The sequence below is a fragment of the Acinetobacter sp. Li1LvA2 genome (assembly GCF_056156705.1).
This window is the reverse complement of the sequence record NZ_JBSICF010000003.1, coordinates 323,368-349,856: the sequence shown is the minus strand read 5'-3', so window position 1 is coordinate 349,856 and position 26,489 is coordinate 323,368. Positions and strand designations below refer to the sequence as shown.

Below are 26,489 nucleotides of genomic sequence, written 5' to 3'. Positions count from 1 at the left end.
ACAGTCACATTCAAAAATTGCAATATCTTTGCGACTTCTGAATACTAAAAATCTTGAAAGACCCAAGGATATTACAAAAATGAAAAAGATTGCTTTAGCTTTAGGACTCATTGGTATGGCTGCATTTGCCAATGCGGCTGATTCACTCAATGGAACGGTATGGAAAACGATTGATGATCAGACCAACAAGCCAAAAGCCGTAGTGAAATTTACGGAACAGAAGGACGGAACCTTAACTGCAACCATTCAAAACATTTTGACACCGGGCGAAGAAAACGCTTGTACAAAATGTGAAGGTCCGTATAAAAACAAACCACTTAAAGGTGTCACCATTGTACATAATTTAAAAAATGTAGGTGGTAACAGTTATGAAAACGGTACGATTTTAGACCCAAAATCTGGTAAAACTTACAAACTGAAAGGTGAGTTAACCGATGGCGGTAAAAAGCTTAAACTACGTGGTTATATTGGCGTTTCTGCACTTGGTCGTAACCAAACATGGATTCGCGCTAACTAAAAGTTTTAATAAAAAAACGAGCCGTATGGCTCGTTTTTTTATGCTTGGATGTTTTGATAGGTAGATTCATCAAAACCTACAATGAAACCTTGTGAGGTTTGTAAAACAGGTCTTTTAATTAAACTAGGTTGAGCAATAAGTGCCTCAATAAGGTGATTTTCACTGCTTAAAGCACGATTTTGTTCTTCTTCTGAAAGCTTACGCCAAGTCGTGCCTTTTTTATTGAGAACTGTATCTTGGCCAATTTCTTTTAACCAGATCTTTAGAGTATCTGCGTCAATGCCTTGTTTTTTATAATCATGAAAATCGTAGCTCAGCCCTTTGGCTTGCAAAGCATCAAATGCTTTTTTCATTGAATTACAGTTTTTAATTCCATAAATTTTTAACATTTTATCGGACCATGTCAAAAAGAGAGAGCACACAGCCTAACCCAAAAAGCTTTTAAGCACTACTTTATACCCATACTTTTAAAACAAATGAAAATTAATGATTAATCGAAAAAGAAATGTCATGTTATTGTCATAAGACAAGGTAATAATGAGCTTAATAAGAAGAAGTTAAAACTAAAAGAACTTAGCGCAAAAAATAAGAGACTAAAAAAGAGAAAACCCGCATTTAATCATCCTGATCATGCGGGTCTCATTTCAACGTCCAATGTCACATCCTTGCAAATAAACTTATCATAAGTTTATTTTATCTTCCTACGGCGTCCTATCCTTTTGCGTCATCCTGACTGCGTCCTTGTGCCGTGGGGCTATAATGCCGTTAAAGCTGTGTAAGAAAAATACTCAAAAACGACATATGCTGTAAGCGAAAACGACAATGCAAGTGAACACTCGTTCACTTACTCTTGAATTTTATAGTCGATAATTACTGGTGCATGATCGCTAAACCATTGATCTTTAAAGACCCAAGCGTTGGTTGTGCGTGCTTTCCAGTCTGGTGAGCATGCATGATAGTCAATACGCCACCCTACATTTTTTGCACGAGCTTGGCCGCGATTTGACCACCATGAATAAAGTTCTGCTTCTGGGCGAACGATACGGAATGTATCAACATAGCCAAGTTCATCGTAAATATGGTCAAGCCATGCACGCTCATGGGGTAAACAACCAGATGATTTTTGGTTACCCGACCAGTTTTTAATATCAATACGTTTATGAACAATGTTGTAGTCACCACAAATGATGACTGACTTATTTTCATCACGCCATTGTTTCAAGATTTTTGCGTATTCACCTAAAAATAAATCTTTACGTGCTTGCGCTTCTTCACCACTTGAGCCTGAAGGTAAGTATAATGAGGCAATATGTACCGGATGTGACAAACCTAAATCGAATTCCGCAGAAATAAAGCGGCCTTGACTGTCAGCTAGTTCAAACCCTAAACCATCTTTAACAGAGACGAAGGGTAGGCGGCTATATATTGCAGTCCCCGCATAACCTGCACGCTCTGCTGGAAAGAGATGGGTATGCCATCCTTCGGGTCTAAATTTTTCAGTCCATTGTTCATGGGTAATGCGGCTTTCCTGCATGCATACGACATCGGCATCTGATTGTTCTAACCATTCAAGTAAGCCTTTCGTTACTGAAGAACGTAAGCCATTTACGTTAATAGAAACGACTCGAAGAATTTTTACATCACTTGGATACTGATCCTTTGGTATCATGCGAAAATTTAACCTCAATTGTGAATTTGGAGCACCTCATGACAACGCCTGTGTCATTTCACCCGCAAGCATTTATCGAACTCGCATTATCACGCGGTGTGCTTAAATTTGGTGAGTTTACTTTAAAATCTGGACGCGTGAGTCCTTATTTTTTTAATGCGGGCCTACTCAATGATGGTGAAGCTTTATCTCTTTTAGCGCAAGGCTATGCTGATAAATTAACACAATGCCAAAATGTTGATGTGATTTTTGGCCCAGCTTACAAAGGTATTCCTTTTGTAGCGGCGACTGCTGTTGCTTTGTCGCAAGTACATAACAAAAGTGTGCCATGGGGCTTTAACCGTAAAGAAGCGAAAGATCATGGTGAAGGCGGCGTATTAGTTGGTGCTGCGGTTGAAGGTAAAAAAGTCTGGATTATTGATGACGTGATTACTGCAGGTACAGCGATTCGTGAAGTTGTAACGATCTTGAAAAACGCTGGTGCAACTATTGCGGGTGTTTTGGTGGCATTAGATCGTCAAGAACGTGGTCAAGGTGAGCTTTCAGCAATTCAAGAAGTTCAAAAAGAATTAGAAATTCCTGTGCACGCCCTAATTACCATGAAAGATTTGATGGATTATTTGGAAGCCAAAGGCGAAAAAGAAGCACTAGCAAATATGCAAGCGTATCGTGAGAAATACGGTATTTAATTTCCATAATATAAAAGGAAGGAGTACTTGAACTCTCCTTCCTTTTATGGCTAATGATTTTTTATGTAGTTCAGAACACATGCCATTTCTAGAATTCTATTTGCAATAGAGTTCGGAATAGCGGGCACTTCTTTTGGAAATTCTACTTCTTGTATTGAAAATATTTCAGAATTCGTAATTGAATAAGTCGCTTCTGACAACAACATCATTTTTTTATTTTTGCAGTCAAATTGCCATAACTCTAAAGAATTTAAATTTCCTAGATTGACTGGTGCAGTTTTAACTGGAGCTATTACGACGGAATCTGAAATAGATTTAATTAGTTGATAACTCAAATAATGAATTCTTGTATCATCTCTAGCATAACTGATCCATCCTTTATTGAGGTTGTCTTTAATACTATTTTGCTGTTGTTTTGATAAGTCTTGATATGTATCAATTGAAAGAGTAATGATTTTTGCTTCTGTTGATAGCGATAAAAAAAATAATAAAAAAGTTAAAATAAACTGTTTATTCATATTGTTGATTTAATTGGTATGTTTAGTGAGAAGAGTATAATCTAAAAATTAAATATTTTATTTATTGAAGATAAAAATTTTGTCTTTTTTACTATTTAAAAATAAAAAGGCATACCTCCAAATAGGGGTATGCCTTTTTAATATTTACTTAGAACTGATAATTCAAACGCAATAACACATTACGTGGTGTGCCTGGCATGCTGTCTGAGCGCCAATATTCTTTATTGGTTAAGTTATTCACTGCAAGTGTGACATTCCATGGGTCTGCACTATAGCCAATCGCTGCATCAATACGGTTGAAGTCTTCCATTTTGACTTGATTATTAATATTTGGATAATACGAACCTACATAGGTTACGCCCACTTCGGTATACCACTGTTCAGTTGGTAAATAACGAACAAATAAATTACCCGTGTTTTTAGATGTATTTGCTAAATAGTTACCTTCTTGTTCAGGCTTCTGTTTATCTTCTTTTACTTTTGCATCTGTGTAGCCATAACCACCTCGAACAAAGACATTATCAAGTACGCGGCCAATAAAGCTAAATTCAAGACCACGAGATTGATGCTGACCCGCAGTTGCCCATACTTCTGGTTGCTCATTAGGATTTGGTTTATAGCGGATATTATTCTTACGAATATCAAAGACAGAAAATTGAGTATTTAAACGATTATCTAACCATTCACTTTTTACCCCAACTTCGTATTGCTCGTTATATTGAGGTTCTTTATCCATTTTTGTGACATCGGTGCTTCCAGTAACTTGGTTAACACCCATTTGTCCACCAAACGGTGCAAAGCTCTTAGAGTAAGACGTATAAAAGCTATGTTCAGGAAGTGGTTGCCATACCAAACCAACATTTGGGCTAAAGCTGCCATCTTTTACATTACGGTGTTCTTTAGTCAGCTTGTTGGTGGTTGAAAAGTCAAAGTAATCGTAGCGCACACCCATCATGAGTTTAAGTTGGTCATTTAGACCAATTAAATCTTGAATAAATACGCCGTAAGTTGTGCCTTCATTATAGTTATGCTGTCTCATCTTTAATGGGCCATTGCCACGGCTATATTCACGTTCGCCTGTGAATGGATTAACGTAGCCGTAAATAGAACCATTCTGAGCTTCATTTGCTAAGCGTGGTTCTCGTTGTTCATAAGTCCAGTCTGTACCCATCATGATTTGATGTTCAAGCGAACCTGTTTTGAACTTGCCCTTAATATCAAATGTATTGGTGGTGGTTTTATTGCTGGTTTGTTGCCAGTAGTAAATTTGATTGATGTAGCCTTTTTTAGTGTTGCATTCTTTACCTTTTAGGTCGTTTCCATCTAACCCACAATAAGTTCCAAAATAAAAGTGGTCAAAGTTCTGTTCTGCTTGTCGGTAACTTGCCGCCCAGTGAAAGTTCCAATCAGGCGCATATTGATAATTCATATCGGTACGGACCACTTGCAAAATATCATCAACATAATCGCCGTCTTGGGCAAATCCCATTTTAATTGAAGTTCCCGCAGGCAGAATGTCATGTGATGGTCCGCGATCAGGTATACGACCTAATTTGTCATAAGTATATTGCGTGGTCCAAGTGAGTGTTCCATCGTCATTTTTATAAGTGAAACTTGGTGAAAACATTTCAATCTTATTTTCAATACCAGAGCGGAAGCTGCCTGTCTCGCCATATTCTCCCGTTAAACGTATTGCTAAATTGTCATTAATAACTTGGTTGATGTCAGCGGTTGTTCCGTAGTTGTCGTAAGAACCTGCGTACGCACCAACTGAACTTTTAGAGTCAAAATTGGCGAACTTACTCACCATATTCACAACCCCGCCACCAGCACTACGACCATATAAAACAGAAGCGGGGCCTTTTAAAATTTCAATACGTTCAATATTGGCTGTACTACGACGTACTTGTCCACTTTCACGTATGCCATCGCGGTAAATATCACCTGTATCGGCACCAAAACCACGAATCGTGATCCCATCACCGCGCATATCATAACTGGTTGATACGCCTGGGGTGCCTTGTAGCATAACGCTTAAATCATTTGATCCATAAATTTTATATTTCTGAACATCAATCGTATCGACGGTTTGAGGAATATCTTTTTTGTCTAAACCATTGCGTGTGACATTGGCCTTGTCATAGTCGATATAACTTTTAATTGGATCTAGTTCACTCATGGCCTCAATTTTTATGGTGGGCATGGTCGCTGCAACTTTTGCGGCTGAATCAGTCGCTTCCTCTGCGTAAGCACCTTGAATATTCAGGATCGTTAAACTGAGTAAGCTCAGCGGGAAAAGACGCTTAATTTGGGGAGATGATATAGAAATTCTTAACATAAAAATAAAATCAATTAACAAAAATAAAAGTATAAATGATAATTATAATCATTTAATTGTTTAGAATAAAAGAACTATTACCTTAAAAAATGACATATTTATTTTTTAATAACTATTTTTTAGGAATGTAATGAGTAAATTAAGCAAACTATGTGAATTAACTCATTAGTTTTTCTTGTTAATTGAGTCTTGTAGAGGGGCTTTTACCAGTAAAAACTCCTCCTTGGGTTTAAGCGTTATTTTTCAGAACATCTAAAATATCCATTTCTGGATCATAATTCTCGTCAATTGTTTTGCAAATTGCTTGTCCAACAATGACATGCGTGCCATTAAAGGTCATGGTTGGCGCTTCATATAATTCCCAACCATGATTCAGTGCTTTAGTCACTCTTGCACAAAAAGCAGAGTCATCAGGACCAGTTAAATAGCGATAAAGTTTCATGTTTAGCCTTTAAAAATAATATTTTATGCTCATAGTTTAACTGAATTTACTTAAATTCCAGATCAAGAAATAACAGATAAGGTTTTACTGAAATTAAGAAAAACCAGTGAAAAATCTCAGCTATACTCATGTTAATTTAAATTTTAAGAAGAGCTTGAGCATGCGTGTACTTGTCGTCATGGATCCGATTGAAACCGTAAACCTTAAAAAGGATTCAACCATGGCAATGTTGTGGGCGGCGAGCCGTCGTGGACATGAATTAGGTTATGCATTACAGCAAGATTTATATATCGATCAAGGTAAGGCTTACGGTCTAATTTCACCGTTAAAAGTCTTTGAAGATTACAATCATTACTATGAGCTTGGCGAAAAGAAAAAAGAATCTATCGCAGCTTATGATGTAGTACTCATGCGTAAAGATCCGCCATTTGACATGAATTTTGTCTACACGACTTACGTGCTTGAGCAAGCTGAGCGTGAAGGTTCATGGATTATTAATAAGCCTCAATCATTGCGTGATTGCAACGAAAAACTTTTTGCAACGCAATTTCCAGAGCTACAAGTACCTACACTTGTGACATCACAGCAAAGTTTAATTCGTGAATTTATTAAAGAACATGGTGATGTGATTGTTAAGCCGCTTGATGGTATGGGCGGTATGGGGATTTTCCGTTTATACCAAGATGGTGTAAACATTGGTTCTACCTTAGAAATGCTGACAGAGCTAGGTAACCGTCCAATTATGGCTCAGCGCTATATTCCTGAAATTGTAGAAGGGGATAAGCGTATTTTAATGGTGAATGGCGAACCTATTCCTTACTGTCTAGCCCGTATTCCACAAAATGGTGAAGTGCGCGGTAACTTGGCGGCAGGTGGTTTAGGCCAAGCGCGTCCGCTTACTGAAAACGATAAGCTGATTGCAGCTAAAATTGGCCCTTTCTTACGCGAAAAAGGTTTGATTTTTGTAGGCTTAGATGTAATTGGTAATTATGTTACTGAAATTAATGTCACTAGCCCAACCTGTATTCGTGAAATTGATGCTCAATTTGGTACATCAATTGCAGATGATCTATTTGATGTATTAGAAGCTGGTCGTTCAGCTTAATTAGTTATTTCAGGTGGTTTTCCGCGGTATTTATGGGAAATCACCTGAAAATATATGAATTAATAAAATAACAATACTAAATACACCACAGCTTTGTAGGCATATTTTCAAAAAAGCACATCTTTCTGTTATAAACGAGTGAAATTAGCTTTTCGTTAATGAAGCTTTAGGATTAAAATAAACGGCTACAAAAATAGATGACAATTTCCATTGTTTTTTGAGTTGAAGAATTAGACCGTGACCGATTCACAGCAAAGCAAACCTAAACATGTCATGATGATGGCTGCCGGTACAGGTGGACATGTTTTTCCAGCCCTCGCCGTAGCCAAAAAACTTCAACAACAAGGTTGTCAGGTTTCATGGTTAGCCACGCCAACAGGTATGGAAAACCGATTATTAAAAGATCAAAATATTCCAATATATCAAATTGATATTCAAGGTGTTCGTGGCAATGGATTAGTCCGTAAAATTGCCGCACCTTTTAAAATTTTAAAAGCTACTTTAAGCGCAATGCGTTATATGAAACAGCTTAAAGTTGATGCAGTTGCAGGCTTTGGCGGTTATGTTGCAGGCCCAGGTGGTTTGGCAGCGCGTTTGTTTGGTATTCCTGTACTTATTCATGAGCAAAATGCGGTTGCTGGTTTTACCAATGCGCAGTTGTCTCGTGTTGCTAAAGTCGTGTGTGAAGCATTTCCAAATACATTTCCTGCTGGTGGAAAAGTCGTTACAACAGGAAATCCTGTTCGTCATGAAATCACAGATATTTTAAGCCCAAAGTGGCGTTATGATGAGCGTGCGCAAGCAGGGCAACCTCTAAATATTCTCATTGTTGGTGGTTCTTTAGGTGCCAAAGCACTCAATGAACGCTTACCTCCAGCATTAAAACAATTACAAGTTCCACTTAATATTTTTCACCAGTGCGGTCAGCAACAAGTTGAGGCAACTCAAGCACTCTATGCAGATGCACCAGCTAATTTAACTGTACACGTTTTGCCGTTTATTGAAGATATGGCAAAGGCTTATAGTGAGGCAGATTTAATTATTTGCCGAGCTGGAGCACTCACGGTAACAGAAGTTGCAACAGCAGGTGTGGCCGCAGTTTTTGTACCACTTCCTATAGCAGTTGATGACCATCAAACTGCAAATGCCAAATTTCTGGCGGATTTCGGTGCTGCAAAAATTTGTCAGCAATCGACTATGACACCAGATGTTCTAAATGAATTGTTCACTTCGCTGATGAACCGCCAGTTACTTACAGAAATGGCAGTGAAAGCGCGTCAACATGCCCAACCAAATGCGACTCAGCATGTGGTTGATCTTATCCAAAAAATGTAATCGGATTTACTATGTCTCCATCAACAGCTGCGAACCAAGCAAAAAAACTGATTAAAGTGCCTGAAATGCGCCGTATCAAACACATTCATTTTGTGGGGATCGGCGGTGCTGGGATGTGTGGCATTGCAGAGGTATTGGGTAACCAAGGTTATAAAATTTCCGGTTCAGACATTAAAGCATCTAAAACTACAGAACAATTAGAGCAAAATGGCATCAAGGTTTATATCGGCCATCAAGCGGAAAATATTAAAAATGCCAATGTGCTTGTAGTTTCTACAGCGATTGATCCAGAAAATCCGGAAATTAAAGCAGCGATTGAGCAACGTACTCCAATCGTACGCCGCGCAGAGATGCTAGGTGAGCTTATGCGTTACCGTCATGGTATTGCTGTAGCGGGTACACATGGTAAAACGACAACCACAAGTCTTTTAACGACCATGTTGGCTGAAGAAAACCTTGATCCAACTTATGTGATTGGTGGTTTACTTAACAGTACAGGCGTAAATGCTGCATTAGGTGAAAGCCGTTTCATCGTAGCTGAAGCTGATGAATCAGATGCATCTTTCCTTTATTTGCAACCAATGGCAGCGATTGTAACGAATATTGATGCTGACCATATGGATACCTATGAAGGTAGCTTTGATAAATTAAAAGATACGTTCGTACAATTCCTTCATAACTTACCATTTTATGGTTTGGCTGTCGTTTGTGGTGATGACGCCAACATTCGTGAAATTATGCCGCGTGTAGGTCGTCCAGTAATTACCTATGGTTTTAATGAAGACAACGACATTCGCGCAATTGACGTTGAACAAGATGGTATGCGTTCACACTTCACCGTGTTACGTAAAGGTCGTGAGCCGCTACGTTTAACGATTAATCAACCGGGCATGCATAATATTTTGAATGCTTTGGCTGCGATTGGTGTTGCGACTGATGAAGGTGTTTCTGATGACGCAATTAGTCGTGCTTTAGCAGGATTTAGTGGTGTTGGCCGTCGCTTCCAAGTACAAGGTGAATTTGAGCTTGCCGATGGTAGCGTTAAGTTAGTTGATGACTATGGACACCATCCGAAAGAAGTAGAAGCAACTATTAAAGCTGCTCGTCAGAGCCATCCAGATCGTCGTTTGGTGATGTTATTCCAGCCACACCGTTACTCTCGTACCCGCGATTGTTTTGATGACTTTATTGAAGTGCTTTCTCAGGTCGATCAATTATTATTATTGGAAGTTTATCCTGCCGGTGAAAAGCCTATTGTAGGTGCAGACAGCCGTACTCTAGCGCGTAGTATTCGTTTACGTGGACAGGTGGAACCGATTTTGGTTGATCCGGTTGAAGGTAATTTACAAAACATCATGCAAAATGTGTTACAACCAAATGACTTGTTATTAACGCAAGGTGCGGGTAACGTGGGAGCAATTTCAGTAGAACTTGCACAACACCATTTGTATGTGAAATAAACAAAAATATTGAATTATCGGGTTAAGGATTTAAACGTGTCAAATGCTACAAAATTCGGCAAAGTTGCCGTGCTATTTGGTGGGAAATCGGCTGAGCGTGCTGTGTCTTTAGATAGTGGTCAGGCAGTTCTGGATGCTTTATTGCGTTCAGGTGTTCAGGCTGAAGCATTTGATCCGCAAGACCGCAGTGTGACTGAACTTGTAAATTATGATCGTGCATTTATTGTATTGCATGGTCGTGGTGGTGAAGATGGCCAGATTCAAGGCGTGCTTGAATGGTTAAATCTGCCTTATACAGGAACTGGTGTGCAAGGTTCTGCAATTGGCATGGATAAAGTCAAAACCAAGCAAATCTGGCAAGGTAGCGATTTACCTACAGCACCATATCGCATTATTACTAAAGAAACAGATTTAGATGCGGTGATTGCTGAGTTAGGCTTACCTGTCATTATCAAACCTGTACATGAAGGCTCAAGTGTGGGCATGAGTAAGGTTGAGAAAGCAGAAGATTTTGCAGCTGCAATTGAGAAGGCGACTCAGCACGATGCTGTTGTGATGGCAGAAAAGTGGATCACAGGTCGTGAATTTACAATCTCATTCCTAAATGGTCAGCCTTTACCGGTTATTCGTTTACAACCACCAGCAGATGTTGCTTTCTACGACTACGAAGCGAAATATCAACGTAATGATGTAGAGTATGGTATTCCTTGCGGTCTAAGTGAAACAGAAGAGAAGAATCTTCAAGCATTGTGCTTACGTGCTTTTCAGGCAGTTGGTGCAGAAAGCTGGGGCCGTATTGATGCGATGCAGGATGAACAGGGTAATTTCTGGCTTTTAGAAGTAAACACAGTGCCAGGTATGACCAGCCATTCTTTAGTTCCAAAAGCTGCGAAAGCTGTTGGCTATAGTTTTGATGAATTGTGTGTTGCCATTCTTGAGCAAACATTGGAAGGTACGGCTTAAATATGGCACAACTTCCGGCTTCCATGCGCCGTAAACGTGCGGCCATCACCTCTATTCATGATAAACCACCTACACGTAAGCAGAAGCTTGCAAATGCTGGTGGATGGGTGCTGTTGGTTATTGCTTTTGTAGTGCTGGCAGTCGGAATTTATGGGCTATATAAAGTTATTACAGATGCAACAGTTGCAAAGCTAGAGGTTGTGGGATCGACGTCTTCAGTTGAAACCCAACAAGTGATGCAGCATGTTGCTCCAATTATAAAAGCGAATTATTTCACATCTGATTTAGAACAGATTCGAGATAAAACATTAGAAATTTCGTGGGTAGACCGAGTTGTCGTTTCTCGTGCTTGGCCCAATGGTATTCGTGTTCGTGTCATGCCTCGACATGCCATCGCCCGTTGGGGAACAGGTCGCTTGTTAAGCGATGGAGGCGATGTATTCAGTGAGGCAGAGCCGACTATTCATCCTGAGCTTCCGTTACTCCATGGTCCGGTAAGCCAGTCGAAAATGATGATGCGACGCTATAATGAAATCAATCAATTATTCCATCCTGCCAATTTGCGTCTAAAAGAGTTATATCTGACGGAGCGAATGACTTGGTTTATGCAGTTTGACTCAGGTTTACGAATTATTGTTGACCAAGATCAAACAATGAATAAGTTGCAACGTTTAAGCCATCTGGCACAATCTGACTTAAAACAAGTGTGGCCGAAAATCTCAGCCATTGATTTGCGATATCGTAATGGATTATCTATTCAATGGAAGAACGCAACACCACCTAAAATTGTGAATGGTCAGTTTGTTGTAACGATTGATGACACAAGCATTGCAGGTGGAACAAAAGCAAAGCCATAATACGTGGCTTTAAAATAGGCAATTTGCCTGGTATTAAACAACAAAGAAATGGTATGAGTGATGAATGAAGCTGTTCCCTCAGTTGTTGCGATTGACATTGGGACGCATAAAGTTTCAGTTTTGATTGGAAAAATTCATGCGCCGGATAACATTCAAGTTATCGGTATGGCAACTGCTCGCAATCGTGGCATGAATAAAGGAAAAATCGTAAGCCTCGATAAAGTTATCGCTGCGATTAAAAATGCTGTCGCTGAAGCGGAAAATATGGCCGAATGTCGCATTCATAGCGCATGGGTATCGATTCCGAGTACCGAGTTGCAAAGTTTTTATGCCTCTGGCCGCACACCAGTTGCTAATCCAGCACATGTTATTACAACAAATGAAGTCGTGCGCGCGTTAGAATTGGCAAAAGCAAGTCATGTGACTTCTGATTACTATTTAGCAAGTGCAGTGCCATTAGGCTTTGAATTAGGTGATTCTGCTGAATGGGTGCAGAATCCAATTAACATGACTGCCCATAGTATGACCGGACATTATCAGTTAATGATGATGCCGATTGCGACTATGCAAAACCTTGATCGCGCTATGAAAGGTGCAAATATCGGGGTTGAAAAAATGGTGGTATCTTGTCTGGCAACCGCTGAGGCAAGCTTGCTTAAAGATGAAAAAGAGTATGGTGTTTGTCTAGTCGATATTGGCGCAGGCATTACCAATCTTGCAGTTTATTTAGATGGACGTTTGGCTCTGGCACGTACATTGCAACGCGGTGGTGAGCACGTTACGCGTGATATTGCTGCTGTATTGCAAACTACAACAGAAGAAGCTGAGCGTATTAAAATTCTATATGGTTGTGTCGATTTAAGTGCTGTTAAGCCAGATCACATGATTCAGGTAGAAGGAATTGATGGCCCTCAAACTATTAGTCGAATTGAGTTGTCAGAAATTATTATTGCCCGCTATGAAGAGATCTTTAGCCAGATTCGCGATGAACTCGAAAACAGCGGTGCAATTCATGGTTTATACCATGGTGTAGTGTTGACAGGGGATGCTTGTCAAATCGAAGGTATGGTGAGTTTGGCTCGCCGTATGTTGGGGGTATCTGCCCATTTGGGTAATCCGCCGTTACAGGTTTATGCTGATGATCAACATCAGGCAGCATTACGTCGTTCGATGTATGCAACAGCAGCTGGTTTGCTCATGTTTAGCCAAAGTGAGTTGCAAGAAGCTGTTGAAGAGCCTGAAGAGGCAAATGACCGTTCGGTATGGGAGCGAATGGTAAATGGCTGGAATGCATTTAATAGCAAGCTAAAAGCCATTTTTTAGGATGTATGGATTTATTGGTAGAATTGTTAGGAAGTTGTAAGAGAAAACCACTGTACTTGACAAGGTTTGTATTGCACAGCATTCTTAAAATTAGTTATTTTTGAAAATCAAGGCAGTATACGGGCTGAAGTGACTGCCATAATGTATTAGGAACCCTAAAGGTCATGGCCTCATTTGAATTTATAGAAGATGAACTAAACGATGGCAACGGTCAAGCCCGTTTCACTGTATTTGGTGTAGGTGGTGGTGGCGGTAATGCCGTTCAACATATGGTGCAGTCTGATATTCAAGGTGTTAAATTCGTTTGTGCCAATACAGACAAACAAGCACTAGACTGTATGAATGCACCTTTCAAAATTCAGTTAGGCGAGCAAAGTACGCGTGGTTTAGGTGCTGGTGCTAACCCTGAAGTTGGGCAAGTTGCAGCAGAAGAAAGCCGTGAAATTATTCGTCACCATCTTGAAGGTACGGATATGGTGTTCGTTACCGCTGGTATGGGTGGTGGTACGGGTACGGGCGCGGCTCCTGTCGTGGCTGAAGTTGCCAAAGAAATGGGTATTTTGACTGTTGGTGTTGTAACAACTCCATTTAACTTTGAAGGCCGTCGCCGTTTAAAATCTGCTGAACGCGGTATTGAAGCGCTTGAAGCACATGTTGATTCATTGATTATTATCCCGAACCAACGCTTACTTAGCGTATATGGCGATATTTCAATGAAAGATGCTTATAAAAAAGCTGATGATGTATTGTTAAACGCTGTACGTAGTATCTTTGACCTTGTTGTAAACCGTGGTCACATTAACCTTGACTTCGCCGATTTGAAAACTGCAATGAGTACTCGTGGTTACGCAATGATGGGTGCTGGTTTAGGTCGTGGTGAAGATCGTGCACGTCAAGCAGCTGAACAGGCTATTCGTAGCCCATTGCTTGATAACGTAAATATTATTAATGCTAAAGGTGTGTTGATTAACATTACTGGCGGTGATGATATTACTCTACGCGAAACTGAAATCATTACTGATGTTGTGAACCAGATTGTTGACCTTGATGAAGGTGAAATTTTCTACGGTACAGTATTTGATCCGGATGCGCGTGATGAATTACGTGTAACAGTAATTGCAACTGGTTTAACTCGTAATGCAGCAGATGCAGAACCGAGAAAACGTAATACAGTAAGTCATGCAACGTCTCAAGCAGCTCAATCTGTTGATGAAGATGACGTTCCTGCTATTAATAAGCGTCAAAATGCAGACAATGAAGTGAGCAGCAACGCAAGTTCTTCTCCGCGTTCTTCTCCGATGAGTATTCAAGATTACTTGAAAAATCAGCAACGTAAGTAAAAAATTATTAAATTTTAAAAAAGGCAGTGTTTAAACACTGCCTTTTTTTGTTTTTGATCAATGACTAAATATGCTAACGTATAGCGGTTTTAAAAAAGAAGTTACAAAGCATGGTGAAACAACGTACTCTCAATCGTGTGGTAAAAGCGAGTGGAATAGGTCTTCATAGCGGTCAAAAAGTGATGATCAATTTCATTCCACATACCGCGGATGGAGGTATTGTATTTCGTCGTATCGATTTAGACCCACCCGTTGAAATCCATGCAAATGCATTGCTCATTCAAGAAGCTTTTATGTGCTCCAATTTAGTGATTGGAGATATAAAAGTTGGAACGATTGAGCATGTAATGAGCGCAATTGCAGGTTTAGGAATTGATAACCTTATTGTTGAGGTATCTGCGTCCGAAGTTCCGATTATGGATGGAAGCGCCGGTCCATTTATTTACCTGTTAATGCAGGGTGGATTGCGTGAGCTGGATGCGCCGAAAAAATTTATAAGAATATTAAAACCAGTTGAAGCACTAATAGATGATAAAAAAGCGATTTTTAGCCCACATAATGGTTTCCAGTTAAATTTTACAATTGATTTTGACCATCCGGCATTTGCTAAAGAATATCAATCTGCCACTATCGACTTTTCTACTGAAACTTTTGTATATGAAGTCAGTGAAGCTCGTACTTTTGGTTTTATGAAAGATCTCGATTACCTCAAAGCAAATAACTTAGCCTTGGGTGCAAGTTTAGATAATGCCATTGGTGTAGATGACACAGGTGTTGTGAACGAAGAAGGCTTACGTTTCGCTGACGAATTTGTGAGACATAAGATTTTGGATGCAGTAGGTGATTTGTATTTACTTGGTCATCAAATTATTGCCAAGTTTGATGGCTATAAATCGGGACATGCTTTAAATAATCAGTTGTTACGCAATGTTCAAAGTGATCCGAGTAATTATGAAATTGTAACATTTAATGACGAGAATGAATGTCCAATTCCATATGTCAGTGTGACATAAGTCATTGTCTTTACTTGGCTACGTTATATTGTAACATTGCAAAGTGTGATTATTATCACATAACAAGAACGATTCTAATTAAGAAATAGAAAGCTCATTATTTTTTATTGCTTGCCAAACGTAGTAAAGCTTGGCTAAGCTTAGGGTCGCTCACAAAGTCGGCTGCACTACGTAACATTTCTTGTGTTTCCGGGGGGATGGGTTTAGAGGGCTCAGATGAGGGTGGATTTGGAGTATTTTTATTTCTCAAGCGAACCTGAATTCTTTGTAAGTCTTTTAACCCTTCAAGTTGAGATAATTTAGATACATATTGGTTCTGTAAATAACTGAGTTGACTAATCATCGCCTGATTTTCACCAGTAATGATTAAAGAACCATTTTGATAACACACGACCTGCCATTGTTCCGGTTGGGGCAATAAGGGTTGGATTATTTTCGTAAGTCTTTGCCATTGCGCGACTTGCGTTGTTAGAAACGTAAGGTTTCCTGTTTTTATGTGTTTTCCGGTTTGTTGAAAAACGTTATCGGGTTTAGACATGGATCATTCTCGGATAGATTCTTGTCTTCATCTTAAGCGTTCATTTCGATTGATATCAAGGAAGAGATCATAAGGAACTTGAGTAAGAACAGTTTCAAGAGGTTTTTATGCACACGCGTCGTATTTTATTAGCGTTTTCACTTGCCGCTTCGGCAGCATCAGTTGCTTTTGCAGATTATCAAACAATTAACCAATCTACTGATTCAGATCGATTGGAACAACTATCAAAAACATTATCTCAAGGTTCATATACCCATCCTGATGATTTAGATCTTCCGGCAAGTGCGAAAGTTTCAGTGACCTTACGCCAAAAAACGGTTGAGCTCAACAATGAATCGCTCGCAAAAAAATATGGCAATGCGAGCGCAAAGAATTCTTTTAATACCTCTTCTTCAAATGCTTACTCTTGGTTAGTTTCTCATCCTCTTCCTGATACTGTACGAGTTTCTTCAAACTTCGGTGGTCGCACCATGGGTGGTCGTGCAGAACATCATGGTGGTTTAGATATGGCTGCTCCGAGTGGCACGCCAATTTATGCAACAGGCCCAGGTATTGTAACGAAATCTGGCTGGGGTACTGGCTATGGTCAATATGTTGAAATTAACCATGGTAATGGTTACTTAACACGTTATGCTCATGCTTCGCGTTTAATGGTACGTGTAGGCGACCAAGTATCTGCTGGTGAACATATTGCCAATGTAGGCTGTACTGGTCGCTGTACTGGCCCACATTTGCACTACGAAGTAGTAAAAGATGGTCAACGTAAGAATCCAACTACTTACTTGGCGATGCTTCCTTAAAAGCATAGTTAAAAAGTTAAGGTTATTAAATTTATGAATCTGAAAATAGCCTAAACCTTTTTTAACGTAAAGATTGTATAAAAAAACGCCATTATTGGCGTTTTTTTGTTATTTTGTTTAATGCTCGGTCAATGACTATTCATTCAGAAAATAATAGGCCCCCCTCACATTCACCCGTGGCAATAACTAGAGAGGGGTAAAACGTGGTAAAAATACATAGTAGATTAAAGAACAAGGAACAGGTGAATTATGGCGTTTTACGGTGACTCCGATGCACAAGAAACCCAAGAGTGGCAAGATGCATTCGATTCAGTTTTACAACATATGGGAACTGAGCGCGCGGCATTCTTATTGGAAAAACTGTACCAACAAGCAATTGCTAAGCATGTTCCAATTCAACGTCTCAATACACCTTACTTAAATACAATTTCTGTTGAAGAACAACCTGCAATGCCAGGCGACCAAGATATGGAACGCCGTATTCGTGCATTGATTCGTTGGAATGCCTTAGCAATGGTACTTCGTGCGAATAAAACAGGTGATGATTTAGGTGGACACTTGGCGAGCTTCGCATCAAGTGCAACATTATATGACGTAGGTTTTAACCATTTCTTCCGTGCAAACAGCGATAACTTTGGCGGAGATATGATTTATTACCAAGGACACTGTGCTCCTGGTATTTATGCACGTTCATTCCTTGAAGGGCGTTTAACTGAAGAACAGTTAAGTAATTTCCGCCGTGAAGTTGGCGGTAACGGTTTACCAAGCTATCCACATCCATATTTAATGCCGGACTATTGGCAATTCCCAACTGTATCAATGGGTCTTGGTCCAATCATGTCAATTTATCAAGCACACATTCAAAAGTATTTGATGAACCGTGGCTTGATCAAAGAAGAAAATCGTAAAGTCTGGGCTTATCTTGGCGATGGTGAGATGGATGAGCCAGAAAGTACTGGTGCAATTTCACTTGCTGGTCGTGAAAAACTTGATAACTTGATCTGGGTTGTTAACTGTAACTTACAGCGTCTAGATGGTCCTGTACGTGGTAACGGTAAAATCATTCAAGAATTGGAATCTTTATTCCGTGGTGCGGGCTGGCGTGTCATTAAAGTGGTATGGGGCCGTCATTGGGATCCGCTACTTGCAAAAGACAACACAGGCGCTTTAAAAGCGGTAATGGAAGAAACTGTTGATGGTGAATACCAACGCTATCAAGTGAAAGGTGGTGCATATACACGTGAAAAATTCTTTGGCAAGTATCCAGAAGCTGCGGAACTTGTAAAAGATTTAAGCGATGAAGACATCGATAATCTTAACCGTGGTGGTCATGACCCTTATAAAGTTTTTGCTGCTTACGCAGAAGCAATGAAAGCCAAAGGTCAACCAACAGTTATTCTTGCGAAAACTGTTAAAGGTTATGGTTTGTCTGAAGAAATTGAAGCGGTGAATAAAACTCACCAAATCAAAAAAATGCAGATCGACTCTCTAAAATATGTACGTGACCGTTTTAACCTGCCATTTACAGATGATAAATTAGAAGAGCTTCCATTCTATCGCCCAAGTGAAAACTCTCCAGAAATGAAGTACATGAAGGCGCGTCGTGAAGCATTAGGTGGTTACCTACCTGCACGTCGTAAAGAGAGTGAAATTTTAGCGATTCCTGAATTATCTGTATTTGATGCAGTATTAAACGGTTCAGGTGGTAAAGAGCAATCTACCACTATGGTGATGGTTCGTTTAATTGCTGCTTTACTTAAAGAAAAAGCAATTAAAGACCGCGTAGTGCCAATCGTTCCAGATGAAGCACGTACATTTGGTTTAGAAGGTATGTTTCGTCAGCTTGGTATTTATGCTGCTCACGGTCAAAAATATACCCCAGAAGACCAAGAACAGTTAATGCATTACCGTGAAGCAAGTGACGGTCACATGCTTCAAGAAGGGATTAACGAAGCTGGTGCCATGAGCGCATGGGCTGCGTTGGCAACAAGTTATTCAACGAATAACTTGCCAATGATTCCAATGTACATGTATTACTCAATGTTTGGTTTCCAACGTATTGGTGACATTGCATGGGCTGCGGGCGATGCACAAGCTCAAGGTTTCTTGTTAGGTGCAACTGCTGGTCGTACCACATTGAACGGTGAAGGTTTACAGCACCAAGATGGTCATTCACATATCTTGGCGAACACGATTCCAAACTGCGTATCTTATGATCCATGTTTCGGTTACGAATTAGCTGTAATCGTACATGACGGTTTACAACGTATGTATGTGAACCAAGAGCGTGTGTTCTATTACCTAACTGTAATGAATGAAAACTACGAGCATCCTGCAATGCCTGAAGGCGCTGAGGAAGGCATTAAACGTGGTATGTACTTGTTCGAAAAAGATGAAAAAGCAACTGTTCAATTACTTGGTTCAGGTGTAATTCTTCGTGAAGTGATCAAAGCTGCGAAAATCTTACGTGATGAATATCAAATCCATTCAAACGTTTGGAGTGTAACAAGCTTCAATGAATTGTCGCGTGATGGTATGGCATGTGAAGAATACAACCGCTTACACCCACTTACTGAAGAAGTAAAAGAGTCTTGGGTATCTAAACAGTTACGTGGTACAGAAGGTATTGTTGTTTCAGCAACAGACCATATGCGTGCGTATAGCGAACAAATCCGTGCTTATCTTCCAGATGGTCGCCCATTTGTTGCGTTGGGTACAGATGGCTATGGTCGCTCAGATACACGTGCTAACTTACGTAGTTTCTTTGGTGTTGACGCTGCACATATCGTTGTTGCTACTTTGAAAAAATTAGCTGACGAAGGTGAAGTCGATGCACGTTTAGTTAAAGATGCAATTTCTAACTTTGAATTAGACACTGATCGTCCAGTGGCATGGGCTCCACAAGCACATCCAGAAGTTCAGGCAGTTGCTGAATACAATGAAGCGCAAACAGGTGAGGGGAACTAAGCATGCAAATTAAGACCCCTGATATTGGTGTAGATAAAGCAGTTGTTGCTGAAATTTTGGTAAAAGTTGGTGACAGCATTGCTGAAAATGACAGCCTTGTTTTGCTTGAGTCAGATAAAGCGTCTGTTGAAGTGCCTAGCACTTCAGCAGGTGTGGTAAAAAGTATCTTAATCAAAGAAGGCGATAGCGTAACTGAAGGTACGGTATTGTTTGAACTTGAAGCTAAAGGTGCTGCACCTGTAGCTCAAACAGAAGAAGTTGCAAAACCTGCTCCAGCAGCTGAACAAACAGCAGCGCCGGCAGCGGTACAACAGACTTCAACTGCTGCACAACCAGCAGCGGCAACCACTAGCCAAGTGGTTGAAGTCCAAGTTCCTGATATTGGTGTTGAAAAAGCACTCGTTGGTGAAATCTTAGTAAAAGTTGGTGAGCAAATCGATGTTGAGCAAAGCATCGTTGTTGTTGAATCTGACAAAGCAACTGTAGAAGTGCCAAGCAGTGTTGCTGGTACTGTAGAAAGCATTCAAGTTAAGGAAGGCGATACAGTTAAAGAAGGTGTTGTGCTCATTAAAGTGAAAACAACGTCTGCATCAAGTGCGCCAGTTGAAGCTCCTGCTTCTACAGCAGCTCCAGCGGCAGCGCCTGCACCAGTTCAACAAGAAACTGTAGCTGCGGCTGCTACTCAATCTGGACCAGTTGATATTAACGTTCCTGATTTGGGTGTAGACAAAGCAGTTGTTGCTGAAATTTTGGTACAAGTTGGCGATAAAGTTGATGTAGACCAAAGCCTTGTTGTGGTTGAGTCAGATAAAGCGACTGTTGAAGTTCCAAGTACTGTTGCTGGCGTTGTGAAAGCGATTCACTTGCAAGCAGGCCAACAGGTTTCACAAGGTATATTGCTTGCAACAATTGAAGCTGAAGGCCAAGCACCTGCTGCGGCACCAGCGGCAAAAGCAGAAGTAGCTCCAGCTCCACAGGCAGCAGCACCTAAAGCGGCAGCTCCTGCTCCGACTCAGGCTGCATCTGCTCCAGTGTCTGGCAGTGACAAGTTAACTAAAGAGCAAGAAGCCGAAAACGCTAAAGTATATGCAGGTCCTGCTGTACGTAAGCTTGCTCGTGAACTTGGTGTGATTTTGTCACAAGTTAAAACTTCTGGTGAGCATGGCCGTGTTGTTAAAGAAGATATCTTTGCTTATGTGAAGACTCGTTTAACTACGCCACAAGCTGCACCAGTTGCTGCGGCTGCACCAGCGGTTTCGGGTTTGCCAAAGCTTCCTGACTTCACTGCATTTGGTGGCGTGGAAGAAAAAGTGCTGACGCGTTTGCAGCAAGTATCAATTCCGCAATTGTCGTTGAACAACTTTATTCCGCAAGTCACCCAGTTTGATTTGGCTGACATTACTGAGTTAGAAGATTGGCGTAATGAGCTGAAAGGCAACTTCAAAAAAGAAGGTATCAGCCTGACGATTATGGCATTCATAATCAAAGCAGTTGCGTATTTGTTGAAAGAAGAGCGTGAGTTCGCAGGTCATCTATCTGATGATGGTAAATCAGTGCTCTTGCGCAATGAAATTCATATGGGAATTGCGGTAGCAACACCTGATGGTTTAACTGTGCCAGTACTTCGTAACCCAGACCAAAAATCAATTAAGCAAATTGCAGTTGAATTGGGTGTGTTAGGTCAAAAAGCACGTGATAAGAAATTAACACCGAAAGACTTACAAGGTGCGAATTTCACCATTTCAAGCTTAGGCGCAATTGGTGGTACAGCGTTTACACCACTTGTAAACTGGCCACAAGTTGCGATTTTGGGTATTTCACCTGCAACGATGCAACCGGTTTGGAATGGTAAAGACTTTGATCCACGCTTAATGTTGCCGTTGTCGTTGTCTTATGACCACCGTGTAATTAATGGTGCAGATGCCGCTCGATTTACTAATAAACTTACGAAACTTCTTAAAGATATTCGTACTTTATTAATCTAATATTTTGAAATGAATCATTAAAACCTCGCTTCGGCGGGGTTTTATTTTGGTATTTAATTTAATTGATTTTAGGTTAATCTAAAGATTAAGAGGGAGTGCTCGAGAGAGGAAAAGTTTCTCGTTTTAGGTAAAGGAGAAATAATAAATGGTGAATTTTTTAAAAATTATGTTGCCGATTCTGTTAGTTGTATTTTTATTGATGGGATTATGGGTCAGTTTTTTGCACTTTCCTTGGGAGTGGATGACCTACGTTGCAATCGGTTTGGAAGTATTTGTGGCAACGCTTATTTTGCCATTTGAATTTCAATCACAACATATAGCTGGCATTAACAATTTTGGTTTTATTAACTTAAGTATCTGTTTAGCTTTACTATTAGGCTTGGGGAGGCTATTAGTATGGGCATGGATAAAATTTTTTGTTTGAAAAATAGCACTGCTCGAATATAATGAGCACATACTTCATTGGGGAGTAGCCGCTATTCATTTCTGAATGAATAGGTGATGATCAACATAATTGTTCAACAGAACATGGTCATCATAGCTTAAACGTCTCATCGTTTCCGAGTTGGCAAGACCTTTGATTTACCACTCTGCAGATATTTGGCTAGCAGGAGCGGTAGGTCATGGGCATTTATGCTAGCCAGAGAAACGACATGCAAGAATTTCTGATTTCTACCTCGATTGTTGCCCTAGCTGAAATGGGTGATAAAACTCAATTGTTGGCCCTTTTACTGTCTGCACGTTTCCGTAAGCCAGTCCCTATTCTCATTGCGATTCTTTTAGCCACTTTAATTAACCATGGTATCTCTGCTGTGCTTGGGCAGTGGATTACAACCGTGTTGAGTCCCGAAATTTTAGTTTGGGTACTTGCGGGTGGTTTCATTGGTATGGCGTTCTGGATGCTTATTCCAGATAAGCTAGATGATGAAACAGATAGCATTAATAGATGGCAAAAATTTGGTGTTTTTGGTGCAACCTTTATCCTGTTTTTCTTAGCAGAAATTGGTGATAAAACCCAGATTGCGACAGTTGCTTTAGCTGCACGTTATGACAGTATTTTCTGGGTTATGCTAGGTACAACCTTAGGTATGATGATTGCCAATGCACCAGCTGTATTTATTGGTAATAAATTAGCTGAACGTTTATCTATCTCGCTCATTCATAAAATTGGTGCTGCTATTTTCTTAATTGTAGGTGTCTCTACTTTAGTGCAGCATTATTTCTTCTAAAGCATTTAAAGCTACCATAAAAAACGCACTCGAATTGAGTGCGTTTTTTTGTGGATTATTTTAATAGTTAAATTTCACTGTGAAGTTAATTTGGCGTGGGTTACCGAGCGTCACCAAATTCTCATTCAGGGCACCTGCATAATAATCTTTATCAAATAAATTACGAATCGCAAGTTGAGCACCCCAATGTCCAGCGTCATAGCCAGCTTCAGTGTCAAAGACTGTATAGCCCGGAATGTGGATATCTAAGCCATCGACAGTTTTATATGTTTCGCCACGGAATCCACCGCCAACATACCAACCAAGTTTTGATTCTGGGTCAAATTTATAACGTGCTGACAAGCTATAAGCATGCTCAGGAATATTATCGAGTGCTTTTCCTACATTGCTTGAGTTTGCATCTTTACTAATTTCAGCATCAATGGTGTAAGTATATGCAGCTGTTAATTTTAAGCCTTCTAAAATTTCTGCGCTGAGCTCAGTCTCAATACCGCGAGTTAACTGTTCGCCACGTTGTATTTTATAGCCACTATTCGCAGTATCAGTGACTAAAACATTTTGACGTTTTAAATCATACCAAGCGATAGCGCCTTGAATTCGTTGATCAGGACTTTGTAATTTCATTCCGACTTCAACCTGTTTTCCTTCTTCAGGTTTGAACGGATTATTATTTACATCAGTACCACTGTTAGGTGTAAATGAAGTGGCATAGCTGACATAAGGGGCAACAATGTCATTAAGGGTATACATGACAGAGGCGCTACCCGTAAAAGCATTGTCTGATTGTTTACTTGCACTACTTGTAACTAAGCTTGTGCTTTGAGTTTGTGCCCAGTCTTGGCGTCCAGATAAGCTTAAAAGCCATTGATCATTGAGTTGAATGCGATCACGTAAATAGAGTCCCAAATATTTGAGACGATTAATATCCCGAACATTTTGCTTCAATGTCACGTTTTGACCATAAACGGGGTCATAGATATTTAAATTACCAATATCGTATTTATCATTGGTGTAGTCACTTTTTTCCTGAAAAGCATCTACTCCGATATTAAGGTCGTGTTGCATACCATATAAATCAAACTGTTTGTTTAAACGGTTATCGATGGCGAAACTTAAGTTATCAATCACTTGATGCCGACTATTATTAGCTCGGTTAATGGTTGTGTAAGATGAATCTGCCCAAAACTTTTTAGTTTGAGCAAAAACCGCAGTACCATCCATTTCAGTTTTTTGAACTGCAAAATTCTGGTTAAAGTTCCAGCCATTATCAAAGGCATGTTTAAACGTATAACCAGTGCGGTAAACATCTGCTTCATATTTACCGAAGTTAGGGTCGCCAATATATAAACTTCGGTCTATAGCGCCGTTAGGATTGTCTTTTAATGTGCCAATTACAGGCAAGCCTTGCTGACGAATATATTCGCGGTGCTGATAACTTGCGATGACAGAGAGGTCAGTGTTATCACCTAAGTCAAAATTGTAAGAAGGTGAAATATAGTAATTTTTAAAATACACATAATCTGTCGGATCATCTTGGTCAGAGATACGACCATTTAAACGAAAAGCACCTTTCTCACTATTATTAGGGCTATAGTTTAAGTCGAATGTACCTTCTTTTAAGTTATAGCTGCCATAAGTCATGCTAGCACGCGCAAAGTTTTCTGCTTCAGGTCGTTTAGTGACTAAATTGACCATGCCACCTGGTGCAACCAAACCGAAATTAATAGAGGCAGGGCCTTTTAAGACTTGGACCTGATCCATGCCTGATAGTTCAGTGGCAACATAAGTATTTTGTCCAACTCTTAAACCATCTACGTAAACCGAATCGGAAGAGGTCTGGCCTCGAATAACAAAATCATCCCAACCACGACGACCAAGTTTTCCAGCTTCCACACCTGCAACACCTTCAAGTGCATCTGCTAGAGTTTTAGCTTGTTTTTGGTCGAGCTGTTCGCGGGTTACTACCGAAACTGATTGAGCAGTCTTAAATAAGGTTGCATCCGATTTTAAGGCAGAGGTTGCTTTTGTTGCGACATAGGGAGAGCTGGGTTCTTTTTGTGCCTGAATAGAAATTGTGGGTAGCACACTGGTCGAATTCTGTTGTTCTGCTGTTTCATCAGCATGACTTGTTGTCATCGAACTAAAAATAGCAACTGCTAACAATGTTTTGGAGCTTGAAAAATAAGGTGCTTGGTTCATGGGAGGCCTAGACAGCGCAAAAGATAAAACTGATAATGAGAATTATTTTAATTTATTGTGGGTTAATTTTAAATAACATTATGATTCATTTATAAAATAAGAAAAGCAAAAGCTATTTTAAAATATTATGAGAAAAATAAAGCAATTCATTGCAAGAGTCATTGAATCCCTTTATTTTAGTATGGATATAAAAATATCTAATATTTAAAGTTTTTTTGGGGAATTGTATGGGGTTTGAAAAAACAACATCGCAGATATTATTTGATAATGGCGTACATAAATGTATTAGTTTTACCAGTTTGGTCAAAGGGGAAGGTATCCAAGCCAATCAATTTTTAATTATTGATCATGAGCGTGCTGCTGTAATCGATCCGGGTGGCGATTTAACCTATGTTCCATTAACGATGGAATTAAATAAATATACGCGTTTGAAAAATCTGGACTATGTGATGGCTTCGCATCAGGATCCGGACATTATTACCTCAATGCCACGCTGGTTGGTCTATACCGATGCTAAAGTTGTGGCGTCAAAATTATGGGCACGTTTTCTACCGCACCTAAATTCCTCATTTATGAGTGAACGTATGAAAGGGAATTGGGAAGATCGCTTAATTGAGCTACCTGATCAGGGTCAAGTGATTCAATTGGGGGAGTCAAAGCTTGTGGTGGTTCCTGCACATTTTCTACATTCGGTTGGTAATTTTCAGTTTTATGATCCAGTCGCCAAAATTCTATTTTCTGGTGATATGGGCGCTTCGATTGTTGAGGATGCTAATCAACCTTTAACAGATTTCGATACGCATGTTCTGAAAATGAAAGCTTTTCACCAACGCTATATGTGTTCAAATAAGGTTATCCGTTTATGGGTAAACATGGTCCGCCAGATGGACATTGAAATGATTGTTCCACAGCATGGCAGTCCATTTATTGGCAAAGAAATGATTAATCAGTTTTTGGACTGGATTGAGGTTTTACCTTGTGGTGTTGACTTGATGACAGAACAAGTTTTTAGTTGTCCTGCCTAAATATGATGTCTAATGATCAACCCAGATAAAATTCTGGGTTGCAAAAACATGGGTTAAAAAATAACGTTAAAACTATAATAAGTGGGAATTATTTAGAGCAGCTCTACATCTATTGCTGAAAAAGGCAAAGATAATATGAAAATTGCATTGAAATTTGTTTATAATAGCTCACGGAAT

General features: G+C 39.9%; 23 protein-coding genes and 1 riboswitch. Of the genes, 16 read left to right on the top strand and 7 right to left on the bottom strand.

Annotated elements, in window-relative coordinates; all coding sequences use genetic code 11:
* Window positions 1-79 precede the first annotated feature (79 nt).
* A complete protein-coding gene (locus ACS604_RS08950) occupies window positions 80-517 on the top strand; it encodes a DUF2147 domain-containing protein (protein WP_002121971.1) in 438 nt (145 codons plus the stop codon).
* 38 nt (window positions 518-555) lie between these two features.
* Here ACS604_RS08950 and ACS604_RS08945 read toward each other — a convergent pair whose 3' ends face one another.
* Complete coding sequence (locus tag ACS604_RS08945; RefSeq protein WP_443270498.1) at window positions 556-906, bottom strand: arsenate reductase; 351 nt, start codon at window positions 904-906, stop codon at window positions 556-558.
* Between the two features lie 455 nt (window positions 907-1,361).
* Complete coding sequence (locus tag ACS604_RS08940; protein ID WP_004790082.1) at window positions 1,362-2,186, bottom strand: exodeoxyribonuclease III; 825 nt, start codon at window positions 2,184-2,186, stop codon at window positions 1,362-1,364.
* A gap of 38 nt (window positions 2,187-2,224) precedes the next feature.
* Here ACS604_RS08940 and pyrE point away from each other — a divergent pair, with 38 nt between their 5' ends.
* Entirely contained in the window at window positions 2,225-2,875 is a 651-nt protein-coding gene (gene pyrE, locus ACS604_RS08935) for an orotate phosphoribosyltransferase (protein WP_005300604.1), read from the top strand.
* Window positions 2,876-2,925: 50 nt separating this feature from the next.
* On the opposite strand, the gene ACS604_RS08930 is transcribed toward pyrE, so the two are convergent.
* The 3 genes from ACS604_RS08930 to ACS604_RS08920 all read right to left on the bottom strand — a co-directional run bounded on the left by ACS604_RS08930 (window position 2,926) and on the right by ACS604_RS08920 (window position 6,173).
* Entirely contained in the window at window positions 2,926-3,393 is a 468-nt protein-coding gene (locus tag ACS604_RS08930; RefSeq protein WP_443270495.1) for a surface-adhesin E family protein, read from the bottom strand.
* A gap of 148 nt (window positions 3,394-3,541) precedes the next feature.
* Entirely contained in the window at window positions 3,542-5,731 is a 2,190-nt protein-coding gene (locus ACS604_RS08925) for a TonB-dependent receptor (RefSeq protein ID WP_474771308.1), read from the bottom strand.
* 229 nt (window positions 5,732-5,960) lie between these two features.
* Window positions 5,961-6,173: a DUF1737 domain-containing protein gene (locus ACS604_RS08920; RefSeq protein WP_002122004.1), complete on the bottom strand. Its 213-nt coding sequence runs from the start codon at window positions 6,171-6,173 to the stop codon at window positions 5,961-5,963.
* A 160-nt stretch (window positions 6,174-6,333) separates the two neighbouring features.
* Here ACS604_RS08920 and gshB point away from each other — a divergent pair, with 160 nt between their 5' ends.
* The 8 genes from gshB (at window position 6,334) to lpxC (ending at window position 15,569) form a co-directional block, all read left to right on the top strand.
* Complete coding sequence (gene gshB / locus ACS604_RS08915; RefSeq protein WP_151767064.1) at window positions 6,334-7,278, top strand: glutathione synthase; 945 nt, start codon at window positions 6,334-6,336, stop codon at window positions 7,276-7,278.
* Window positions 7,279-7,515: 237 nt separating this feature from the next.
* The gene (murG, locus tag ACS604_RS08910; protein ID WP_174740642.1) at window positions 7,516-8,613 is read left to right on the top strand and encodes an undecaprenyldiphospho-muramoylpentapeptide beta-N-acetylglucosaminyltransferase; all 1,098 of its coding nucleotides are present in this window, start codon (window positions 7,516-7,518) and stop codon (window positions 8,611-8,613) included.
* Window positions 8,614-8,624: 11 nt separating this feature from the next.
* Window positions 8,625-10,073 carry a UDP-N-acetylmuramate--L-alanine ligase gene (gene murC / locus ACS604_RS08905; protein WP_474771306.1) on the top strand — a complete coding sequence of 483 codons (1,449 nt, stop codon included), beginning with the start codon at window positions 8,625-8,627 and terminating at the stop codon, window positions 10,071-10,073.
* Between the two features lie 36 nt (window positions 10,074-10,109).
* Entirely contained in the window at window positions 10,110-11,036 is a 927-nt protein-coding gene (locus ACS604_RS08900; protein ID WP_005300616.1) for a D-alanine--D-alanine ligase, read from the top strand.
* Between the two features lie 2 nt (window positions 11,037-11,038).
* Window positions 11,039-11,893, top strand: coding sequence for a cell division protein FtsQ/DivIB (locus ACS604_RS08895; RefSeq protein WP_004790066.1), 855 nt, complete (start codon window positions 11,039-11,041; stop codon window positions 11,891-11,893).
* Window positions 11,894-11,953: 60 nt separating this feature from the next.
* Entirely contained in the window at window positions 11,954-13,216 is a 1,263-nt protein-coding gene (gene ftsA / locus ACS604_RS08890; RefSeq protein ID WP_004790064.1) for a cell division protein FtsA, read from the top strand.
* Window positions 13,217-13,380: 164 nt separating this feature from the next.
* Window positions 13,381-14,556 carry a cell division protein FtsZ gene (gene ftsZ, locus ACS604_RS08885; protein ID WP_004790062.1) on the top strand — a complete coding sequence of 392 codons (1,176 nt, stop codon included), beginning with the start codon at window positions 13,381-13,383 and terminating at the stop codon, window positions 14,554-14,556.
* Between the two features lie 110 nt (window positions 14,557-14,666).
* Window positions 14,667-15,569 carry a UDP-3-O-acyl-N-acetylglucosamine deacetylase gene (gene lpxC / locus ACS604_RS08880; protein WP_004790060.1) on the top strand — a complete coding sequence of 301 codons (903 nt, stop codon included), beginning with the start codon at window positions 14,667-14,669 and terminating at the stop codon, window positions 15,567-15,569.
* 97 nt (window positions 15,570-15,666) lie between these two features.
* Here lpxC and ACS604_RS08875 read toward each other — a convergent pair whose 3' ends face one another.
* Window positions 15,667-16,107, bottom strand: a complete 441-nt coding sequence (locus ACS604_RS08875) for a DciA family protein (protein ID WP_004790058.1) — start codon at window positions 16,105-16,107, stop codon at window positions 15,667-15,669.
* Between the two features lie 107 nt (window positions 16,108-16,214).
* On the opposite strand from ACS604_RS08875, the gene ACS604_RS08870 reads away from it, so the two are divergent.
* The 5 genes from ACS604_RS08870 (at window position 16,215) to ACS604_RS08850 (ending at window position 23,088) form a co-directional block, all read left to right on the top strand.
* On the top strand, window positions 16,215-16,907 hold the full coding sequence (locus ACS604_RS08870) for a M23 family metallopeptidase (RefSeq protein WP_174729038.1): 693 nt from the start codon (window positions 16,215-16,217) through the stop codon (window positions 16,905-16,907).
* A gap of 249 nt (window positions 16,908-17,156) precedes the next feature.
* The gene (aceE, locus tag ACS604_RS08865) at window positions 17,157-19,874 is read left to right on the top strand and encodes a pyruvate dehydrogenase (acetyl-transferring), homodimeric type (RefSeq protein ID WP_151963766.1); all 2,718 of its coding nucleotides are present in this window, start codon (window positions 17,157-17,159) and stop codon (window positions 19,872-19,874) included.
* A 2-nt stretch (window positions 19,875-19,876) separates the two neighbouring features.
* Complete coding sequence (locus ACS604_RS08860) at window positions 19,877-21,859, top strand: 2-oxo acid dehydrogenase subunit E2 (protein ID WP_474771303.1); 1,983 nt, start codon at window positions 19,877-19,879, stop codon at window positions 21,857-21,859.
* A gap of 145 nt (window positions 21,860-22,004) precedes the next feature.
* The gene (locus ACS604_RS08855) at window positions 22,005-22,283 is read left to right on the top strand and encodes a hypothetical protein (protein WP_174741962.1); all 279 of its coding nucleotides are present in this window, start codon (window positions 22,005-22,007) and stop codon (window positions 22,281-22,283) included.
* Between the two features lie 28 nt (window positions 22,284-22,311).
* Window positions 22,312-22,497: riboswitch (yybP-ykoY riboswitch) on the top strand.
* A gap of 15 nt (window positions 22,498-22,512) precedes the next feature.
* On the top strand, window positions 22,513-23,088 hold the full coding sequence (locus ACS604_RS08850) for a TMEM165/GDT1 family protein (RefSeq protein ID WP_174741964.1): 576 nt from the start codon (window positions 22,513-22,515) through the stop codon (window positions 23,086-23,088).
* 60 nt (window positions 23,089-23,148) lie between these two features.
* On the opposite strand, the gene ACS604_RS08845 is transcribed toward ACS604_RS08850, so the two are convergent.
* Entirely contained in the window at window positions 23,149-25,287 is a 2,139-nt protein-coding gene (locus ACS604_RS08845; RefSeq protein ID WP_174741963.1) for a TonB-dependent siderophore receptor, read from the bottom strand.
* 227 nt (window positions 25,288-25,514) lie between these two features.
* On the opposite strand from ACS604_RS08845, the gene ACS604_RS08840 reads away from it, so the two are divergent.
* Window positions 25,515-26,312, top strand: a complete 798-nt coding sequence (locus ACS604_RS08840; protein ID WP_174740682.1) for an oxygen-binding di-iron domain-containing protein — start codon at window positions 25,515-25,517, stop codon at window positions 26,310-26,312.
* The last annotated feature ends 177 nt before the right edge of the window (window positions 26,313-26,489 follow it).

What these genes read in the sequence shown, in the direction of transcription:
- ACS604_RS08870 (WP_174729038.1), top strand. Translation starts at nt 16,215, where the DNA reads ATGCACACGCGTCGTATTTTATTAGCGTTTTCACTTGCCGCTTCGGCA.
- ACS604_RS08850 (WP_174741964.1), top strand. Translation starts at nt 22,513, where the DNA reads ATGCAAGAATTTCTGATTTCTACCTCGATTGTTGCCCTAGCTGAAATG.
- ACS604_RS08950 (WP_002121971.1), top strand. Translation starts at nt 80, where the DNA reads ATGAAAAAGATTGCTTTAGCTTTAGGACTCATTGGTATGGCTGCATTT.
- ACS604_RS08860 (WP_474771303.1), top strand. Translation starts at nt 19,877, where the DNA reads ATGCAAATTAAGACCCCTGATATTGGTGTAGATAAAGCAGTTGTTGCT.
- ftsZ (WP_004790062.1), top strand. Translation starts at nt 13,381, where the DNA reads ATGGCCTCATTTGAATTTATAGAAGATGAACTAAACGATGGCAACGGT.
- ftsA (WP_004790064.1), top strand. Translation starts at nt 11,954, where the DNA reads ATGAATGAAGCTGTTCCCTCAGTTGTTGCGATTGACATTGGGACGCAT.
- ACS604_RS08940 (WP_004790082.1), bottom strand. Translation starts at nt 2,186, where the DNA reads ATGATACCAAAGGATCAGTATCCAAGTGATGTAAAAATTCTTCGAGTC.
- lpxC (WP_004790060.1), top strand. Translation starts at nt 14,667, where the DNA reads ATGGTGAAACAACGTACTCTCAATCGTGTGGTAAAAGCGAGTGGAATA.
- gshB (WP_151767064.1), top strand. Translation starts at nt 6,334, where the DNA reads ATGCGTGTACTTGTCGTCATGGATCCGATTGAAACCGTAAACCTTAAA.
- ACS604_RS08855 (WP_174741962.1), top strand. Translation starts at nt 22,005, where the DNA reads ATGGTGAATTTTTTAAAAATTATGTTGCCGATTCTGTTAGTTGTATTT.
- ACS604_RS08840 (WP_174740682.1), top strand. Translation starts at nt 25,515, where the DNA reads ATGGGGTTTGAAAAAACAACATCGCAGATATTATTTGATAATGGCGTA.
- ACS604_RS08875 (WP_004790058.1), bottom strand. Translation starts at nt 16,107, where the DNA reads ATGTCTAAACCCGATAACGTTTTTCAACAAACCGGAAAACACATAAAA.
- ACS604_RS08845 (WP_174741963.1), bottom strand. Translation starts at nt 25,287, where the DNA reads ATGAACCAAGCACCTTATTTTTCAAGCTCCAAAACATTGTTAGCAGTT.
- aceE (WP_151963766.1), top strand. Translation starts at nt 17,157, where the DNA reads ATGGCGTTTTACGGTGACTCCGATGCACAAGAAACCCAAGAGTGGCAA.
- ACS604_RS08930 (WP_443270495.1), bottom strand. Translation starts at nt 3,393, where the DNA reads ATGAATAAACAGTTTATTTTAACTTTTTTATTATTTTTTTTATCGCTA.
- ACS604_RS08920 (WP_002122004.1), bottom strand. Translation starts at nt 6,173, where the DNA reads ATGAAACTTTATCGCTATTTAACTGGTCCTGATGACTCTGCTTTTTGT.
- pyrE (WP_005300604.1), top strand. Translation starts at nt 2,225, where the DNA reads ATGACAACGCCTGTGTCATTTCACCCGCAAGCATTTATCGAACTCGCA.
- ACS604_RS08945 (WP_443270498.1), bottom strand. Translation starts at nt 906, where the DNA reads ATGTTAAAAATTTATGGAATTAAAAACTGTAATTCAATGAAAAAAGCA.
- ACS604_RS08925 (WP_474771308.1), bottom strand. Translation starts at nt 5,731, where the DNA reads ATGTTAAGAATTTCTATATCATCTCCCCAAATTAAGCGTCTTTTCCCG.
- murC (WP_474771306.1), top strand. Translation starts at nt 8,625, where the DNA reads ATGTCTCCATCAACAGCTGCGAACCAAGCAAAAAAACTGATTAAAGTG.
- ACS604_RS08895 (WP_004790066.1), top strand. Translation starts at nt 11,039, where the DNA reads ATGGCACAACTTCCGGCTTCCATGCGCCGTAAACGTGCGGCCATCACC.